The organism is Streptomyces sp. NPDC127084 (assembly GCF_042724175.1).
In the GTDB taxonomy this organism is placed as follows: domain Bacteria; phylum Actinomycetota; class Actinomycetes; order Streptomycetales; family Streptomycetaceae; genus Streptomyces.
In genome coordinates, this window is sequence record NZ_JBHXFA010000043.1 from 16824 (window position 1) to 35455 (window position 18632).

Consider the following 18632-nt stretch of genomic DNA (forward strand, 5'->3'; position numbering starts at 1 on the left):
ACCAGTGGCGGACACCAGGCTGATCCACGGCCGCTACCGGCTGCTCGATCTGATCGGGCGCGGCGGTATGGGCGAGGTGTGGCAGGCTCATGACGAGTCGCTGGATCGGCGTGTCGCGGTCAAATGCCTCAAACCGCTCGGGCAGCGCAGCGACCAGGCCATCAGCGACATCCTCAGGGAGCGGTTCCGCCGGGAGGCCCGCGTCGCCGCCTCGCTGCAGCACCACGGCGTCACGGTCGTCCACGACTTCGGGGAGTACCAGGGCGTTCTCTACCTGGTGATGGAGTTCCTGGAGGGACGCAATCTCAGCCAGGCCCTCAACGACAACAAGCCGCACCCCCTGACCGTGCCGGAGGTCGTGGACATCGCGGCACAGGTCGCCGACGCCCTCGCCTACACCCATGAGCAGGGCATCGTGCACCGGGACCTGAAGCCCGCGAACATCATGCGCCTCACCGACGGCACGGTGAAGATCTGCGACTTCGGCATAGCCCGACTCGGCCGCGACATCGGCTTCACCTCACGGCTCACCGGTTCGAGCGTCGCGATGGGCACCCCGCACTACATGTCGCCCGAGCAGATCAGCAGCGGCCTGGTCGACCACCGCAGCGACCTGTACTCGCTGGGCTGTGTGCTGTACGAGATGGTCACCGGCGTCCCGCCGTTCGACCTCGGCGACACCTGGGCCATCCTCGTCGGACACCGCGACACTCCGCCCGACCCGCCCCGTACCCGGCGCGCCGACGTGCCCGAGGCCTTCGACCGCATCGTCCTCGACCTGCTCGCCAAGACACCGGAAGGGCGGCCCGCGGACGCCAGGGAGCTGCGCCGACGGATCGCCGCCGCCCGGTCCTCGTCCCCTGGGCGGTCGTCCGCCGGGTCCGCTTCGGCAGCCGCCTCCACCGCGGCGTACGCCTTGTCCTCGGCAACCGCCGTCGGTGGCGGGGTCGGACAGGACCCGCCGCCACCTGTCTGGAGCCGCGGAATGACCGCCGGACGCAAGGCGCTCGGCTCCGCCGCGCCCGGTGTACCGCTGCCCGACTTCACCTCCGGCCTCACCGGCTCCTGGACCATCGCCGCCCAGCAGCGCGGCCCGGCCAGCGCCGCGCCGCAGAGCCCCGGGCGCCCCACCCCGCCGCCCGACACCCTCGCCGTGCTCACCAGCCGCCACAACGCGGCGCTGGACCTCACCCGGCTCGGCCGCTGGGACGTGGCGGGCGAGGTCCACCGCGCCGTGCTCGCCGAGCGCGAACACCTGCTTGGCCCCGAGCACCCCGACACCCTCGCCAGCCGTTACGAGGTCGGCTTCACCCTCAGCAGGACAGGCCGCGCCCTGGACGCCCTGGACGCCTTCGGCCGGGTCGCCGAAGGCCGCGCACGCTCACTGGGCCCCGACCACCCCGACACCCTCGCCGCCCGCCAGGAAGCGGCATACGTACTCGGCCTGCTCGGCCGGCACTTCGAAGCCCACCAGGTGTACGCGACGGTGCTCGCGTCCCGTGAGCGCACCATGGGCGCCGAGCACCCCGACACCCTGCGCTGCCGACACAACCTGGCGTTCAACCTGAGCAGGCTCGGACGGCTGGAGGACTCCCACCGGATGGGCTGCGAGGTCGCCGACGTCCGCGCGCGGGTGCTCGGACCAGCCCATCCGGACACCCTCGTCACCCGCTACGAGGTGGCGTACGCACTCGGCCAGTTGGGACGCTGGACCGAGGCCCTGGTCATCTACCAGGAGGTGGCCGCGGGCCGGGCGCACTCCCTGGGAGCCGATCACCCCGACACCCTCGCCGCCCGTTACGAGGTCGGCATCAGCCTCGGACGGCTCGGCCGCAGCGCGGAGGCCCTCCAGGTGTACGAGGCACTCATAGGTGACCGCACCCGTGTGCACGGCCCCGAGGACCCCGAGACCCTGCGCGCCCGCCATGGCCTCGGCGTCAATCTGGGGCGGCTCGCGCGCTGGGAGGAGGCGCTGGCGGTGGCACAGGACGTCTGCCTGATCCGGGAACGGGTGTTGGGGCCCCTCCACCCCGACACCCTCGTCAGCCGCCGCGAGGTCGCCGTCGGACTCGGCTGGCTGGGCCGCTGGGCGGACGCGCTCACCGTCTACCGCCAGGTCGCGGAGGCCCGTGAACAGGTGCTCGGCGCCGCCCATCCCGACGTACTCGCCAGCCGCAACGACGAGGCGCACTGCCTGGAGCAACTGGGCAGGGGACCCGAGGCGGTGGAGCTGTACCGCCGAGTCGCCGAGCTGCGGCAGCGCAGCGGCGCCGGCCCCGGGTAGGCATCGCCAGTCGGGTCCCGGCAGGCGACGCGCGCCTGCCCGGTCAGCGGAGTGGCGACGCCCGACGCCCGCCTGCCGGGTCCTCTGCGCGGCCCCGATGAGCACCGGACACTCCCGCGCACTCACCCTCATGGATGCTTCCGCAGGTCAGGAGGCTGCGTCCGGCGCACAATGTCGCTATGACGGATCCCGCCGAACAGGAGCAGCGCGGCCGGGCCGCGCGCAAACAGGTGCCACGCTCCTCTCATGGGCGCTGGATCCCCGCTGCGGACCGGCGCGACCCGATCGCGATCCTCGAGGAGCAGGCAAGGAGCCGGGAGCCCGACCTGGTGCCGATCCGCTACGGCCGGATGGCCGTCTCGCCGTTCACGTATCTGCGCGGCGCCCCCGCCGTCATGGCCGCCGATCTCGCCTCCCAGCCGCACAGCGGTCTCACCGTCCAGCTCTGCGGCGACGCGCACCTGCTCAACTTCGGCGCCTTCGCGTCCCCGGAACGCACCCTGCTGTTCGACCTCAACGATTTCGACGAGACCCTTCCGGGCCCTTTCGAGTGGGACCTCAAGCGACTCGTCGCCAGCATCGCCGTGGCCGCGCTCGACAACGGCCATTCCGAGACGAAGGCCCGCCAGGCTGCGCTGGCCGGAGCACGTTCGTACCGGACCGCCATGCGGCGCCTCGCCGGGCTCGGCGAACTCGCCGTCTGGTACGAGCGGATCGACGCGGCCGACGTTCTCGCCCTCGTCCGCAAGGTGGACCGCAGCCGCGTCGAGACCCAGATCGCGAAGGCCCGCCGCCGTACCAGCCTCCAGGCAGTGGAGAAGCTCACCACGCTCGTGGAGGGGCGGCGCCGTATCGTCTACGACCCGCCGCTGCTCGACGTACTCGAACTGGCCGACGCGTCCGCCGTACGGAAGATCCTCAGCGACTACCGCAGCACGCTCCCCGAGGACCGCAGGGTCCTGCTGGACCGGTTCCGGTTCGCCGAGGCCGCTCGCAAGGTCGTGGGCGTGGGGAGCGTCGGCACCCGGTGCTATGTGGCGCTGCTGACCGGCCGCGACGACGGGGACCCGCTCTTCCTCCAGATCAAGGAGGCGCAGCGGTCCGTACTCGAACCTCATCTGCCCCGTTCGGAGTACAAACACCAAGGCCAGCGAGTGGTCGCCGGACAGCGGCTGCTCCAGGCCGCCAGCGATATCTTCCTCGGCTGGGTGAGCGGCCCGGCCGGGCGGCACTTCTACTGGCGCCAGCTGCGCGACATGAAGGGCTCGGCGGACGTCCAGTCCATGGACCCGGCGCTGCTCGGCGAATACGCCGGACTCTGCGGCCGGGCGCTCGCCCGCGCCCACGCCCGCACCGGCGAACGCGTCGCCGTCGCCGCCTACCTCGGCACGTCCGACCGGTTCGACCAGGCGATGGCCGACTTCGCCATGGCCTACGCGGACCGCACCGTCGCCGACCACGCGGCACTCAAGGCGGCGATCGCGGCCGGGGACGTCACCGCGCAACTGGGCATCTGACGCGCGGCTGAGTCCGCTGCCCCGTGGCCGCTTTCCCGGCTCCCTGCCCCGCGACTGCCGCCGCTGCCCTCTGGTCGCGACGATCACCACGTGCTACGAAGAGACATGCCAGCAGCCGAAGCATTCTCCCGAGCCAGCTACGACGCCGTCATCGTGGGCGGGGGCCACAACGGACTGGTCGCCGCCGCCTACCTCGCGCGGGCGGGGCGGAGCGTCCTGGTTCTGGAACGTCTGGAACACACCGGGGGAGCGGCGATCTCCACCCGGCCGTTCGCCGGCGTCGACGCACGTCTTTCCCGCTACTCGTATCTGGTCTCCCTGCTGCCCGCCAAGATCGTCAACGATCTCGGCCTTTCCTTCGCCCTGTGCAGGCGGACCGTGTCCTCGTACACCCCGACCCAGCGCGGCGGCCGGTCCACCGGGCTGCTCGTCGGCCGTGACGAGGAGGGCACCCGTGCGTCCTTCGCGCGGCTCACCGGCTCGGACGCGGAGTACGGCTCCTGGCTCCGCTTCTACGAACGGACCCGGACGGCCGCCAAGCGGATCTTCCCCAGCCTCACCGAACCGCTGCCGTCCCGAGAGCAGCTGCGAGCCCGGCTCGGAGACGACGCGACCTGGAGCATGCTGTTCGAGGAGCCCATCGGAGTGGCGGTCGAGGAGCACTTCACCGACGACCTGGTACGGGGCGTGGTCCTCACCGACGCGCTGATTGGCACCTTCGCCGACGCACACGATCCTTCCCTCCTGCAGAACCGCTGCTTCCTGTACCACGTCATCGGCGGCGGCACCGGCGACTGGCACGTACCCGCCGGCGGTATGGGGACGCTCACCGACATGCTGGCCCATGCGGCCCGCCGCGCGGGTGCGGAGATCGCCACCGGCCGTGAGGTGCTGCGCATCCACACCGACGGCGCCAACAACGCCGAGGTGGTGTTCCGCACCGACGACCGCGGCGAAGGCACCGTGGCCGCGCGCAAAGTCCTGGTCAACGCCTCACCGCAGGCCCTGGCCGCGATGCTCGGCGAGGAGCCGCCGACCCCGCCCGAGGGTGCCCAGCTCAAAGTCAACATGCTGCTGCGGCGCCTGCCCAGGCTCCGCGACCACTCGGTCGACCCGCGCCAGGCGTTCGCCGGCACGTTCCACATCGCCGAGGGCTACCAGCAGTTGGCGACCGCCTACGCCCAGGCGGCGGCGGGCCGGCTGCCCGAGGCCCCGCCGTCCGAGATCTACTGCCATTCCCTCACGGATTCCACGATCCTCGCGCCCGAGCTGGCCGCACAGGGCTACCAGACCCTGACCCTTTTCGGCCTGCACACTCCCGCCCGGCTGTTCGCCGACGCCCCGGACGCCACCCGCGACGCCCTGCTGAAAGCCACCCTCGCCGAACTGGACACCCATCTGGAGGAGCCGATCGCCGACTGCCTGGCTGTGGACGAGGTGGGGCAGCCCTGCATCGAGGCCAAGACCCCGCTGGACCTCGAACACGAACTCAGGCTGCCCGGCGGCCATATCTTCCACCGAGATCTGGCCTTCCCCTACGGGGACGAGTCGACCGGCCGCTGGGGCGTCGAGACCGCACACCCGAACGTGCTGCTGTGCGGAGCGGGAGCGGTACGCGGCGGCGGGGTGAGCGGTATCCCAGGCCACAACGCGGCGATGGCGGTACTGGGGCGCTGACTCGGCAGCGGTGAACGGGCCGGGCGGCTCAGGTGGTCCGCATCGCGGCCCCGCCCGGGCCCGTCGCCGCGGCGTGGAACGTGCGCCGGTAGGCGGCCGGTGAGACTCCCACCAGCTCCCGCATGTGCTGGCGCAGCGAGTTCGCGCTGCCGAAGCCCGCGCGGTCGGCGACCAGGTCGATGGACAGATCGCTGGTCTCCAGCAGCTGCTTGGCGATCTCGACCCGTTGGGCGGTGAGCCACTGGCCAGGGGTCACCCCCGCCTCGTCGCGGAACCGCCGGGTGAACGTCCTTACGCTCATCCGGGCATGGCCCGCCAACTCGGTGAGCGTCAGAGGCCGGTGCAGCCGCTCCAGCGCCCAGGCCCGGGTGGGCGCCGTCGTGGCCGTCGTCGGGGCGGGTACCGGCCGCTCGATGTACTGCGCCTGGCCGCCGTCCCGCCACGGCGGCACGATGCAACGCCGCGCCACCTGGTTCGCGAGTGCGCTGCCGTGGTCGCGCCGCACCAGATGCAGGCACACGTCGACGCCCGCCGCGGCCCCCGCCGAGGTCAGCAGCTCGCCGTCGTCGACGAAGAGCACGTCCTCGTCGAATCGCACCCGGGGGAACAGCCTCCGGAAGTGCTGGGCCTCGGCCCAGTGGGTCGTGGCCGGGCGCCCGTCCAGCAGCCCGGTCGCCGCCAGCACGAACGCGCCGGTGCAGATGGACACCGTCCGCGTGCCCGGCCTGATCCGCGCCAGGGCGCCGGCCAGCGGCTCCGGGAGTGTCCCGTCCGTGCCGATGGTGCCCAGCAGGTGGGTCGGTGCGACGATCACCGTGTCCGCGCGTTCCAGCGCCTCGGGACCGTGCTCCACATCGATGGAGAAGCCCGCCTCGGTACGGACCGGGCGCCCGTCCGGGGTGCAGACCAGCACTTCGTACAGCGCAGTGCCGTCCGCCGACCGGGCGCTCCCGAAGATCCGCGCCGGGATGCCGAGCTCGAAGGTCATCACCCCGTCGAGGGCGAGGACCGCGACTCGGTGCGGGTCGGGTCCCGGTGGCACCACACAGCCCTCGTACGCATTCCACTCGCCCTGCTGCTCCATCGTGGCCATGGCCAGATTCTGTCACATCATGGCCATCAGGCCAGTTCAGGATCAGGCTGCCAGCGCCGATGGTGGTGGCGTACCGCTCGGAGCACCGGGCGAACGTGAGCGAACGGAGAGACTTCCCATGAACGACACCACGACGATGCGCGCGATCAGCCCGGCCTCCTGGGGCGGGCCCGAGGTGCTCACCGCCGTGACCATCGAGCGGCCGGTCCCGGGTCCGACGGAGATCCTGGTCAGGGTGCACGCGGCGGGCGTCAACCCGATCGACTGGAAGACCCGGGCCACGGGCGGGTTCGGCATGCACGGTGAGCCGCCGGTGCTGGGCTACGACGTCTCGGGTGTCGTGGAGGCCGTCGGTCTCGGCGTCACTCTGTTCCAGCCGGGCGACGAGGTCTTCGGTATGCCCGAGTTCCCGCGCCAGGCCGGCGGCTACGCCGAGTTCGTCACCGCCCCGGCCCGCCACTTCGCCCCCAAGCCCGCGTCGCTCAGCCACATCGAGGCGGCGGCACTGCCGCTGGCCGGGCTGACCGCCTGGCAGGCGCTGGTCGAGACGGCCGGGCTGGCCGAGGGGCAGCGGGTGCTGATCCATGCGGCGTCGGGCGGGGTCGGCCACCTCGCCGTGCAGATCGCGGCGGCGCGCGGCGCGTATGTCATCGGTACGGCCCGCGAGGAGAAGCACGCTCTGCTCAAGGAGCTGGGCGCGCACGAGCTCATCGACTACACCCGTCAGGACTTCGCGGAAGCGCTGGGTGGAGGCACCGTGGATGTGGTCATCGACGCGATCGGCGGCGACTACGGCCCCCGCTCCCTGCACGTGCTGCGCGACGGCGGCACCCTCGTCACACTGCCGTCCCCCGACGAGGTCCCCGCTGCTGTGGCGGACGACCCGAGGAGCAGCCGCTCCGGCTTCACCCTGGTGGAACCCGACTCCACCGGCATGCGGGCCATCGCCGCACTGGCCGCGGAAGGGCGGCTGCGTCCGCTGGTGGAGAGCACCTTCCCCCTGGAGCGCGCCGCCGACGCCCACCGTCTGGGCGAGACAGGGCGCACCCGGGGCAAGATCGTGCTGACGGTACGGGAGGGCTGAGTGCCGGTCTGAGCCCGCGACGCCTGGTGCCGGGCGGCGGAGTCCGGCAAACGCCGGGTGCGCGCCGGGCTCAGGACCCCGGGCCGGTCCAGGCACCGGCCCGGCGCGCCCGGAGGCCCGGCCTGCGGACCTGCGGTGCACGTGGCCATGGGAGCCCGTATGCGCTCGGCCACGTCACGCGGCCTCTTCGGCAGGCTGCGACGGCTGGCTGCCGCCCCCCGCCTTCGCCGCGGTGACCGGTTCGGCCGCAGCGATGCCCACAGTGAGGGCGTCTGCGAAGCCGTCGGGTTCCGTCGCATGCCATGGGGGCGTCAGCGGTCGCGGCGCCCTCTGACGGCAGGCGGCAGGAGACGCCGTGACATCTCGATCACCCGTACCCGGGCCGCGCCCCAGCGCCATGCCGCTCCCGCGGCGGCCCCCACGAGGACCGGGGACGTCTCAGTGACGCTCCATCGGCGGCATTCCGGTCGCTTTCCTGATACGCCGCGCCTGTTTGACCAGTTGTGACGAGCCAGAGCGTGCCGCCAGCTCGTCGATCTCCGGTATCGCCTCTGCCGCGCCGCACCGCTCCGCGCATTCGGCGGCGATCGTGAGCATGGCTGGGAGGCCGTGTGTTCTTGTCGCTCCGTCCTTCAGCAGGAGGGGGAGAGCAGCCGCGAGCACCGCCCACACCGTGGCGTAGGCGCCGGAGCGCACCGCTTCGCGCAGCGCCGCCACGACACGCTGGAGCTTGAGCCGGCGCAGGCTGATCAGATCGGCGATGTCCCGGCTGAGCCGGGCCGCGTCGAGTTGTCCGCGAGCGGCCAGCACGAGCATCGCGTCCACGGCGTACAACTGCTCATCCGTGCGCCGTGCTCCCAGGCCGTACGCCACGAGGAGATGGGTCGCGGGCCCGGCGGGTCCGCCCGACTCGGCCAGCGTGGGCAGCACCGGGGTGTACACACCGACGGCGTCGGACTCGGCCAGGCTTCCGAAGGGCGCCAGCATCCGCGCCGCGACGACCTCCCGGTGCTGGGGCAGGATGGCCAAGGTGTGCGGGGAGCACTCCCAACCGCTCCCGCACCGGCATGGACTCCCGACGGGGTCGAAGGCCCCGAGGAGGGAGCGGAACGGCTCGGGATGGTCCTCGCGCCCTCGCAGAGCCTCGGTGCGGACCAGCACCCCCGGGCGGGGCGTCCTCGGTCTCAGTGGCTCGATGTCGCGCCAGACGGCGGGGTCGGGCAGTCCTTCCGAGGCGAGCCAGTCGGCGAGCCGCAGCCCCGCGGGGGACGTGAGCACCGCGGCAGCCGCCCGTGCCTCGGACGGTACCCGCCGGTCGAGTCGCAACAGGGCCTGGGAGAAGTCGGCCTGGCCGGGTTCGGTACCGGTGCGCTCGTACGCGGCGAGCCGCGCCACCAGCTCCGACGCTTCGATGGTCCCCGTCGACCAGGTGGGCGTGGACAGCAGGAACGGCAACGGGTCAGTGCCCAGCCGGGTCCCGATCTCGGCCGCGCGGACGAGGGGGGCCGACCTGAGGGCCAAGTCCGGGCACTGGGGCCCGAAATGATCGCGGGCGACGCTCACGTTCCCCAAGGGCGTGCCCATGATCGACATGACGACGATCGCGAGCCCCTGCTTCAGATAGTCGACCTGCCACTCCAGGGTCCGCTGGGCCGCGACCGGTTCCAGGGCGGCACGTAGCCCCGCCAGGTCGTTGTGGGCGTGAACCACCAGGCCGTTCAGGACGTGTTCCCACCGCGCGGGAGGCCCACCCCTGCGCAGCAGCGCACCGGTATCCTCGGCGAGTTCGGCGGCGCTCGGCGTTGCCGACTTGAGCCGCTCGGCGCTCGGCACCGGCGGCAGCGTGTCGTTCTCGGCGGCCGGGGCATCGGCGTCTTCGGCCGCGACGGCGTCGCCGAACACCTCAGCCGCGCGTCCGCGCAGGTCGGGGCCGAGCTGCGCGGCGCTCGCCGCGAGCTTGGCCAAGACGGCGGCGCTCGCGTGCCTGCGGTGACGGACGACCAGGGCGAGAGCCCGCTCCTGGAGGCTGTGCTCCTCGTGGCCGAACGCTTCGGCGACCACGGGAAGCAGCTCGTCCGTGCGTGAGCGCTCACGCTTCATCGCCCTGTCCAGCATGGCCAGCTGGGCCCGCACGATCTTCTTCTCGGGGCGGAACAGGGCGGCCCGGGAAGCCTCGATCAGATGCTCGCTCTCCACGCGGCCCGCCTCGTCCAGCCCGGCCAGCACCTCCTGGGCACGCGCCGCCACCAGCGCATGGGCGTCGGGCATCATACGTACCCAGGTGAGCAGGTGTGCCGCCTGCTCCTCCTCTGACAGGTCCAGGGCGGTCAGCAGGGCGAGGAAGCCCCTCACCAGGCCGAGTCGGCCCCCGCGCGTCAGACGCGAGAGACAGCCGTCGATCAGCATCTCGCGGCTCAGCAGTCCCTCGTCGGCGAGCCCGGCGAGCGCGTCGGGCCATCCGGGATCGTCCTCCCGGCTGAACAGGAAGTCCGAGCCGGCCTCCGGCACTTCGAAGAGCCGGGGGACCAGCAGTCTCAGGAACGGGTCGTCCCGGAGCCGCTCCCTGATCGTCATTCCGGCGAGCATCTTGCTGCGCTCCCAGCCGATGACGAAGCCGTCTGTCGTGGGAGGTTCACAGCCCGCTTGGTGCACCAGCAGCGCGATCAGCGGGTACTCCTCCCCCGCGACGGTGCGGCGCTCCGCCAGCCGGTGCGCCACCTGAGCCAGCCACGCGGGGTCGCGGTCACCCAGAGTCTTCAGGACCAGCGAGGGATCGTCGCTGAAGAGGCGCAGATCGCCGTTGGCGAGCCACTGCACCACGGCCGCCGCGCCGGTGTCGCACCCCGCACCGGCGAGCCGCAGAGCCGTGCGTACGGCCCAGTGCCCGTGGTCCCAGGTGGTTCGCGCGGTCGCGCGCCACGACTTGAGCACCGGCAGGGACATGCGCCGCTCGGCGTCGGTGAGGGCGCCGACGAGCTCGGGGACGGCCGTTTCACGGCCCTCGCGCACGGCGTGCAACAGCTCACGCATGCCATTGGTGGCCCCGTCCGGGATGACGTAGGTGACGGTCTCGCTCATCGGTCTGCTCCGGTGGACGTGACGGGAGAGTTCCCGGCGGTGGTGGACGGGGGATGTGCTGCCGTACGGTCTGACGCCGTCCGGCGGACTATGCGGACGGCGAGGGCGTGCTTGCACGGTCCGCGGCCGCCGCGGTATTCGGCCCACCAGCGGCAGGTACAGCTCAGACGTCCTTCGGCGGACCTGACCCGGTGGACATGATCGTCGGCGGTGACCGTGGCCAGCTCACCGTCGAGGCGTACCGCGCCCGCCTCGACCAAGGCGTGGGCGGCGCGCAGCCGGGGGTTGTGACGCTCCGCCGACCCGCTGTCGTACGGCAGCTCCCGGTGGAAGTACGCCGCCTCCGCCACGTCGTAGCCGATACGCCCGGCCGTGGCGAGCCGGGTGAGCGCCGCTCGTACGCGCCGCCCGGTGAGTCCGGACTGCGCGGCCAGGTCGGCGATGTCGACGGCGGGATCCCAGGCGAGCAGTACCGACACCGACTCGGCGTCCGCTGCCGACTCCTGCGCCGCCAGGCCGTCCAGGACACCGCCCTCACCGGAGAAGCCCCGTGCGGTGTCCGGGGACAGTGTGAGGCTGAGGCGCATCCCGGGGAGCCGCACCTCCCACACGCTCGCCACGGGGCCGCTGCCCGTCGTGACGGCCGGACCGTGGATCCGCAGGCCTGTCGCGTGGCGCAGCACCCGGGCCAGCGTGGCGAGCCGCTCCGGGCCCGGCAGGCACACCGCTCCGGGGACGGGCCGGGTGGTGGCGCGCAGTGACCGTCCCGCAGGGACCACCCAGCGTGCTCCGCGCGACGCGCCGCGGGCGGGTCCCGGACGCGGCAGCGACCGCAGGAAGCGCACGGCCTCGGTCGCGGTGAGCTCCACGCGCGGGTCGAACTCCGAGGCGATCACCTGCGTTTCGGCGAATCCGCGCAGCCAGCGGTCGGGTAGCGGCACCTTCTTCTCGATCACCGGGCCGTCGAAGGTGGTGACGGCAAGTTCGTCGGGCCCGACCCGCATGTGCAGCGGATCGGCCGGGCCCACGCGGGTCAGCGCTTCCCGGAGCGGGAGGTTCACATCGACGTTGGTCGTGCCGTGTCCGATGCCGCCGCCGTCGAGGGCGTCGCCCATCATGTCGAGTCGCGCGTACACCCCGCAGCAGCCGGAGAACGACTCGAACCGCAGCCGGTCCCCGTTCCCGGTGACCACCGGGTCGAGCGATACGGGGGGCAGCGGCCGGTGGTAGCGGGCGGCGGCGACGTCCGCGACGCACAGCAGAGCGGCCGCGCTGACCTGAGGGTGCGTCAGAAATCCTCGGAAGAAGCTCGGATGGGCCTCCGGCCCCACCGGTGTGACGCCTCCGGAAGTCTGGAGACTGAGTGTGCCGCCCTCCGCGTCATGGTGCACCGCTGAGGGGCGGAGATAGGCATACGTGTGCAGTACCCGCGTCATGCTTCCCACGCTAGACGCCGCCACTGACAACACTTCTGCCGCCTGCCGTGCGTTCACCCATCCTTGCCCGAATTCCCCTGTCCCGTTGCCCCATTGCCCATGTTCGTTGTGCCGTGCAGGGTGAGCGGTCACGCGAATTCACGCCCTGCCAAGCGCTGAAGAACCTCAAATCGCGGTCGGATGTCGAGGTTGTTGGGCATCCTTGGTCCCAGCCGCCTTCCGAGGGCACCCGCACATGAAACCAGTCGGTTCCCACCCACTGGTCTGGACCTGTCACTTCGTTGGCTACGCTTCGGCCTACGCGTCCGCAACGCGGTCCATGGGCCCTACGGGCCCATGGAGGCGTCGAGCCGCGGAGGGGCGGGAGCCGGATGGGAGACGCGACGACGAATCGGTTGCGCACCCCGACAGCGGTGGTTCCTACCGGCTTCCCGTCACCTGAGCCGCTGAGCACCACGTACGCATCCCCCACAAGCCGACAACGGAGTACGGATGCCACCTCAGAACAACGGAGCCCGACCGGCTGCCGCATCGCCCCAGGCGACCGGTCCCGGCGCACCCAAGGTGCGCCAGGCGGTCGCGTTGCCCACCGTCGCCTGCCAGGCAGGAGAGGAACTCGCCCCCGCCGGTCGGCAGGAGCCTTCAGGTGCGAGTGCCGGCGCGGCCGCGGTCGTCGCTGCCGCCAGCGCGACACAAGAGGCCTCCTCCCAGGCGACCGGCCAGGACACGGCAACGGACGAGGCCGCCGAGGCGACAGCGGGGAGCGGGGGAGTCGGCCGGTCCCAGCAGGCTGCGGCGTCGGCACCGAGCGGTGTCCGGCGGGACGGATCGGACAGCGCTTCCGGCCGAGCCGCCGCTGCGGGGTCCGCTCTCGCCCCCGGCGCGGACCCCGTTCCCGGACCGGACCCTGCCGCCGCGTCAGGCCCCGGCTCCGGGTCCGCCGCCGAAGGCGCCGGGGCACAGGCACTCTCCGGTTCCTCGGGAGGGCCGTCGTCCGGTGCCGCGGTGGCGGAACCCGAGCCGGGACGCCCCAAGAAGCCGATACTCGCGGCTGCGGTGATCGTCGGCGCACTCCTGACCACCGTCCCCCTGGTGGTCCTGGCGCAGGACGACCGCGACGCACCCTCGGCGAAGAACACCGCTGCCGCAGGGCCTTCCGACGACACCGTGCTCGGAGCGGCACCCCCGTCCGCTCCGGGCGATTACACCCCCAAGACCCCGCCGGCAAAGGGTGCGGCCTCGCCGTCCGTCTCTGCTTCCAAGCCGGCGACGAAGGAGTCCCCGGGCAAGGCCGCCGGGGTTGCCAAGTCGGCGGCACCCAGCAGCAAGCCCAAGACCACCCCCGGGAAGTCGCCGTCGGCGAGCACTCCTCCCAAGAGCGATGAGGGAAACGGCAAGCGCTCGTCGAAGGCCGGCTACTTCCTGATCGGGGTGAACGCCGGGATGTGCCTGAATCCCTCTTCCGCCGGCAGCCAGCTGCGGATTGCGAAGTGCAACGGCCAAGACGAGCAGCGCTGGGAGTTCCTGCCGGACGGCACCGCCCGGGCCAAGGGACTGTGCATGAGCGCGACTTCGTCGGCCAGCGGGTCGGCGGTGGAGATAGCCAGGTGCAACGGCAGCCGAGGGCAGCAGTTCCATCTGAACAAGACCACCAACATCCTGGTGTCGCAGTTCAGCTCGAAGTGTGTGGACGTCTACAACCTCGGGAAGACGGAAGGCACCCCGGTCATCGTGTGGCCGTGCCACGGCGCCGACAACCAGCAGTGGGTCCAGTGGATCGACCATTGAGGTCGCGGCACCCCTGGGAGAGGCCGCTCGGCGGCCCCTGCGGCGACGCCGCCGAGGCGCACGCCGTGCCCAGGTCCAGCTGAGCCGCTCGGGGGCACGTGGGACGTACCAGGTGCCCCCAACGGCTCCCCGGGGCGCGGCCCGGACCACTCATCGAGGGCCGCGCGGTCCGTCGCCGCTGGCGGTTGACGGTCGCCACCCGTGGGGCTCGGCACCGCGGGCCCTCGGCACCACCGCCGTCCTCCGGGCGAGAGCGGTATACGCTGCCCCCTGCCCACGGCGGCCGTCTCAGCGCGCTGCCCCGTCGGGGCCGTCCGCCGGCAGGTCCTCGGGGAGCAGCAGCCGCAGGTCGTCCAGGCCTGGCGCGGCCAGCGCGCCGATCCGCCGGGCCTGTCGGGTCATCATCGCCTCCACCAGCCGCCGCCCGGTGCGGGCGTTGCCGAAGGCGCGGTCGCGCGGGATGGCGGCCACGTACCGGCCCAGCGCCTCGACGGTCTCCGGCGGGCAGTCGTAGCCGGAGTCGGCGGCCTGTGCCGTGATGATCCCGACCAGTTCCTCGGTCGTGTAGTTCTCGAACTCCACGGTGCGGGTGAACCGCGAGGTCAGGCCGGGGTTGGAGTCCAGGAACCGTTGCATCTCGGCGGTGTATCCGGCGGCGATCACCACGATCTCGTCGCGGTGGTCCTCCATGAGCTTCAGCAGCGTCTCCACCGCCTCCCGGCCGAAGTCGGACGTCGACCCCTCGGGCGTGAGGGTGTAGGCCTCGTCGATGAACAGGACACCACCCAGGGCCCGTTCGAACACCTCCTTGGTGATCTGCGCGGTGTGACCGACGTACCGGCCCACGAGGTCCGCGCGGGCAACCTCCACGAGCTGCCCCTTGGGCAGCACCCCCAGGGAGTGCAGCAGCTCGGCATAGAGGCGGGCGACGGTCGTCTTGCCGGTGCCGGGCGGGCCGGAGAAGATCAGGTGCTGGCTGATTTTCGGGGTGGGCAGTCCGGCCGCCTGCCGCTGCCGGGTGGTGGCCAGCAGGTTCACCAGATCGGTCACCTCGCGCTTGACGGCCCCGAGACCGACCATGGCGTCGAGCTTGGCGAGCAGTTCCTCGGAACTGCCCGCCCCCTGGGTCGCGTCGCCGGACTCGGTGCCGACGTCCGCGGGCAGCAGCAGCGACAGATCTGCTTCGGCCGGTTCCACCATCGAGCCGAGACGGAACGCCTGCCGGTCCACCATCTCCTCGAACACCCGGCGCGCGGCCCGGCCGTTGCCGAACGTCGCGCCCCGCTCCATCCGGCCGTAGTGCCCGGCGAGGGCGTCCAGAGTGCGCGGGTCCAGCTCGTAGCGGTGGGCTTCGCACATCCGCTCGGTGATCGTGACGAGTTCCTCTGCTGTGTAGTTGGCGAACTCGATGGTGCGCGTGAAGCGGGAGGCCAGGCCGGGGTTGGAGTTGAGGAAGGCGGACATCTCGTCGGTGTATCCCGCGGCGATCACCACCACTTCTTCGCGGTGGTCCTCCATCAGCTTCAGCAGGGTGTCGATTGCCTCACGGCCGAAGTCCGCGCCACTGCCCTTGCCGTCAGACAGCAGGGTGTACGCCTCGTCCAGGAACAGCACACCGCCCAGTGCCTCGTTGAACGCCGCCGTCGTCTTGATCGCCGTGCCGCCGATGACCTGGGCGACGAGGTCGGCCCGGGATACCTCGACCAGGTGCCCAGAGCCCAGCACACCCAACTCGGCGAGGATGCCGCCGTAGAGCCGGGCGACGGTGGTCTTGCCGGTGCCGGGCGGACCGGAGAAGACCAGATGACGGCTCATCGGCGGTACGGGCATGCCGAGCCGGGCACGGCGCTGCGCCAGCTGGTTGAGGTTGACCAGTGTGCGGACCTGGTGCTTCACATCGGCCAGGCCGATCAGCGAGTCCAGCTCATCCAGCGGCCCCGACGGTGCGGCCTTCGCGGACCCGCCCCGGCCACCCGGCTCGCCCGCCGGTACGGTGCCGGCGACGTCCGCTCCCCAGACGTCGGGAGCGCCGTTGTCCGCGCTGGTCAGGTCCTCCACCGTGAACCGGTCGCTGCCGCGGGTCTGCTTCAGTCCCGCGCCCTGGTTCTCCCGCACGGTGCAGCCCGCCGCAGTGATCTGCTCGACGCTGTCGATCCGCACGCCGTCGCCCATACTTCCTTTGATCACACAGGCGTTGAGGGTCAGCCGGGCCCCGTCCACTGCCATCACACCGTGTGCCCCGGAGTCGGTCACCTCGGTGCGCAGCACCGACAGCTCACCCCCCTTGTCCACGGCGATGCCGGAGGCGCCCGAGGCGTGCACCCGGCAGTCGCGGACCGTGCCCAGACCCTCCGCGCCGATCCGGATCCCGGCGTCGTCCGCGCCGAGCACGGTGGTGTCCCGCAGGTGCGGGTTGCCACCGCCGGACACCCGGATGCCGGCCGCGCCGGCGTTCTCGATCTCGCAGTTCTCCAGCCGCCCTCGGCCGTCGTCCGCGACCTCCACGCCGTGCCCACCGGACTTGGTGACCCGGGCGCGGCGGACCAGCGGGTTGCCGCCCCCGCGGATCAGGATGCCGACGCCGGCTGGGTCGGCTATCTCCAGCCGGTCGAATTCGGCGGCCGACTCCTCATCCAGCACCACGGCGCCCGTCCGGTCCGCGCAGTCACGCACCGTGGTGTCGGTCAGAGCCGGTGTGCTGGAGCCGGTCACCCGGATCGCCGACCCGCCGGCGGTGTCGAACTCGCACTCGCGGAAGGTGCCGCGCGAACGCTCCGTGACGGCTAGTCCGTTGCCCGTGGTGCGCGACGTACGGCAGCGCAGCACCTCCGGGTCGGCTCCCGACGCCAGCACGAAACCGGGACCGGCCGTGTCGCTGACCGTCACCTGCTCCAGCACCGGACGCGAGCTGCTGGTGACGTACACACCGACCGCCGCGTCGTGCACTCGTACGCGCTGCACCCGGGTGCTGCTGTCGCCCTCCAATGCGATGGCGGGCTTCCCGGTGCCGGAGATGTCGCAGTCCTCGATGACGCCTTGGGCCTCGCCGTTGGCGAGCACCCCGTTGGCGCGGGCGTCGCGGATACGGCACTCCCGCACCGTGGTGCGGCCGTTCGCGCTGATCACGACGGCGGTGGTGGCCAGGTTCTCGATCACACAGTCGGAGATCACACTGCCGGTGTCCGTGGTGTCCACGATGCCGGCACCGTCCGGGTTGCTGACCCGGCAGCCCCGCATGGCCAGCGAGCCCGACTCCCGGGCCAACAGGGCGGTCCAGCCCCTGCCGACGACGGTGCAGCCGTCCATGGCGACCTGCCCGCGCGCCGCGTCGACCACCGGTACGTCTTCGGCACCGCCGCGCAGTGTGAGGTCGGTGAGCATGACCGCGTCGGCGACCAGCACCACGGCGCTGCCGCGGCGGGGGCAGATCTCGACGCTGCCGCGTTCGCCCTCGGCGACGATCGTGACCCGGGTCCGGACGGTCAGGTTCTCCGGGTAGCGTCCGGGCCGTACCCGGACGACCGCGCCGCTGCGCGCCTGAGCCAGCGCCTCACCGATGGTCCGGAAACTTTCCGGCTGCTCCGGGCAGACCGTGAGCAACTGCCGTGACAAGCTTGATCCTCCTCGCTCCGGCGCCACTGTTCGGCCCTGAGGGACGTCGGGACGCGACGGATGCAGGCTACGTGAGCTACTACGTCATCTTCCAGCGGGGTCAACGGAGTTCACTGGCGCGTTGTGAACCGGGTGCCCTTCGTTCCGCTCCGGCGGGCACCATAGGATGCGCGCCATGCGACGCGACCCCACCTCCGCACGTGCGGCTGCGGCAGCCCTGATAGCCACCTTCCCCCTGCTCTTCGCCGGTGCCGGCCCCGCCCTGGCCGCTTCCGACCCGGTGGAACTACCGGTCATGCGCTCTGAGTTGGCCGCTGACGAGGCCTGCGCCGCGTCGTCCGGACGGTCCGCCGAGCGTGAACCGTGGACCGTTCGCGCCCTCGGACTTCCCCGGGCCTGGCAGCAGTCCCAGGGCGCCGGGGTGACCGTGGCGGTGGTGGACACCGGAGTCGGCACCTCGATCCCGGCCCTGGCCGGACGGGTGCAGACCGCCGGGAACGCGGACGGTGACTGCGTCGGACACGGCAGTTTCGCCGCCGGGCTGATCGCCGCGGCGCGAGCCGAGGGCGTCGGCCCCGCAGGCGTGGCCCCGGCGGCGCGGATCCTCGCGGTGCGGGGCACCGAGGAACGCGGCGCCACCGACCCGGATCTGCTCGCCGACGGCATCAGGACGGCCGCGGCCGCGGGCGCGCAGGTGGTCTACGTCGCTCGGGCTCTGCCCGCGGGCAAGGAGGAGCTGACCGCCGCGGTGGCCTACGCCACCGAACGGGACGCCTTGGTGGTCGCCCCGTTCGCCCCGGACGCGGCTGCACGGGACTCGGCGGGGCAGGACAAGGCCGCGCCGCTCTGGTACTGGCCCGCCGCGGTGCCTGATGTGCTCGCGGTGATGGACTACGGCTCCGGCGGCGGCCGTCCTGAAGGAGCGCCCACGGCTCTTTCTGCGGACCTCGCGGCCCCCGGCGTCGCGGTCGTCGGGAACGGGCCGAAGGGCACCGGGCATTACCTGGGTTCCGGTTCCTCCCTGGCGGCCGCCCACGTGGCGGGCGCCGCGGCCCTCGTCCGG

9 protein-coding genes and 1 pseudogene are annotated in these 18632 nt (G+C 72.2%); 6 read left to right on the forward strand and 4 right to left on the reverse strand.

What is annotated here, in order from left to right:
- Positions 1-4: 4 nt before the first annotated feature.
- The 3 genes from ACFWI9_RS13125 to ACFWI9_RS13135 all read left to right on the forward strand — a co-directional run bounded on the left by ACFWI9_RS13125 (position 5) and on the right by ACFWI9_RS13135 (position 5478).
- Positions 5-2284, forward strand: a complete 2280-nt coding sequence (locus tag ACFWI9_RS13125) for a tetratricopeptide repeat protein (protein ID WP_387161448.1) — start codon at positions 5-7, stop codon at positions 2282-2284.
- 179 nt (positions 2285-2463) lie between these two features.
- Complete coding sequence (locus tag ACFWI9_RS13130; RefSeq protein ID WP_387161412.1) at positions 2464-3801, forward strand: DUF2252 domain-containing protein; 1338 nt, start codon at positions 2464-2466, stop codon at positions 3799-3801.
- 105 nt (positions 3802-3906) lie between these two features.
- Positions 3907-5478 carry a phytoene desaturase family protein gene (locus tag ACFWI9_RS13135; RefSeq protein WP_387161414.1) on the forward strand — a complete coding sequence of 524 codons (1572 nt, stop codon included), beginning with the start codon at positions 3907-3909 and terminating at the stop codon, positions 5476-5478.
- Between the two features lie 28 nt (positions 5479-5506).
- Here ACFWI9_RS13135 and ACFWI9_RS13140 read toward each other — a convergent pair whose 3' ends face one another.
- A complete protein-coding gene (locus ACFWI9_RS13140) occupies positions 5507-6562 on the reverse strand; it encodes a GlxA family transcriptional regulator (RefSeq protein ID WP_387161451.1) in 1056 nt (351 codons plus the stop codon).
- 127 nt (positions 6563-6689) lie between these two features.
- Between ACFWI9_RS13140 and ACFWI9_RS13145 the strand changes: the two genes are divergently transcribed.
- Positions 6690-7655, forward strand: coding sequence for an NADP-dependent oxidoreductase (locus ACFWI9_RS13145; RefSeq protein WP_387161417.1), 966 nt, complete (start codon positions 6690-6692; stop codon positions 7653-7655).
- A 438-nt stretch (positions 7656-8093) separates the two neighbouring features.
- Here ACFWI9_RS13145 and ACFWI9_RS13150 read toward each other — a convergent pair whose 3' ends face one another.
- Together ACFWI9_RS13150 and ACFWI9_RS13155 are read right to left on the reverse strand one after the other, a co-directional pair.
- Positions 8094-10733 carry a DUF6493 family protein gene (locus tag ACFWI9_RS13150; protein WP_387161419.1) on the reverse strand — a complete coding sequence of 880 codons (2640 nt, stop codon included), beginning with the start codon at positions 10731-10733 and terminating at the stop codon, positions 8094-8096.
- Positions 10730-12169, reverse strand: coding sequence for an SWIM zinc finger family protein (locus ACFWI9_RS13155; protein WP_387161421.1), 1440 nt, complete (start codon positions 12167-12169; stop codon positions 10730-10732). Before ACFWI9_RS13155 ends, ACFWI9_RS13150 begins: the two co-directional genes overlap by 4 nt.
- Positions 12170-12661: 492 nt before the next feature.
- On the opposite strand from ACFWI9_RS13155, the gene ACFWI9_RS13160 reads away from it, so the two are divergent.
- Positions 12662-13957: a ricin-type beta-trefoil lectin domain protein gene (locus ACFWI9_RS13160; protein ID WP_387161423.1), complete on the forward strand. Its 1296-nt coding sequence runs from the start codon at positions 12662-12664 to the stop codon at positions 13955-13957.
- A 288-nt stretch (positions 13958-14245) separates the two neighbouring features.
- On the opposite strand, the gene ACFWI9_RS13165 is transcribed toward ACFWI9_RS13160, so the two are convergent.
- Positions 14246-17569, reverse strand: a complete 3324-nt coding sequence (locus tag ACFWI9_RS13165) for a right-handed parallel beta-helix repeat-containing protein (RefSeq protein ID WP_387161425.1) — start codon at positions 17567-17569, stop codon at positions 14246-14248.
- Between the two features lie 175 nt (positions 17570-17744).
- Here ACFWI9_RS13165 and ACFWI9_RS13170 point away from each other — a divergent pair.
- Positions 17745-18632: pseudogene (locus ACFWI9_RS13170) on the forward strand (S8 family serine peptidase); the annotation flags it as partial.

Bases quoted from the DNA above. Each gene is read 5' to 3' on its own strand.
- ACFWI9_RS13130 (WP_387161412.1), top strand. From the start codon at position 2,464: ATGACGGATCCCGCCGAACAGGAGCAGCGCGGCCGGGCCGCGCGCAAA.
- ACFWI9_RS13135 (WP_387161414.1), top strand. From the start codon at position 3,907: ATGCCAGCAGCCGAAGCATTCTCCCGAGCCAGCTACGACGCCGTCATC.
- ACFWI9_RS13140 (WP_387161451.1), bottom strand. From the start codon at position 6,562: ATGGAGCAGCAGGGCGAGTGGAATGCGTACGAGGGCTGTGTGGTGCCA.
- ACFWI9_RS13145 (WP_387161417.1), top strand. From the start codon at position 6,690: ATGAACGACACCACGACGATGCGCGCGATCAGCCCGGCCTCCTGGGGC.
- ACFWI9_RS13150 (WP_387161419.1), bottom strand. From the start codon at position 10,733: ATGAGCGAGACCGTCACCTACGTCATCCCGGACGGGGCCACCAATGGC.
- ACFWI9_RS13155 (WP_387161421.1), bottom strand. From the start codon at position 12,169: ATGACGCGGGTACTGCACACGTATGCCTATCTCCGCCCCTCAGCGGTG.
- ACFWI9_RS13160 (WP_387161423.1), top strand. From the start codon at position 12,662: ATGCCACCTCAGAACAACGGAGCCCGACCGGCTGCCGCATCGCCCCAG.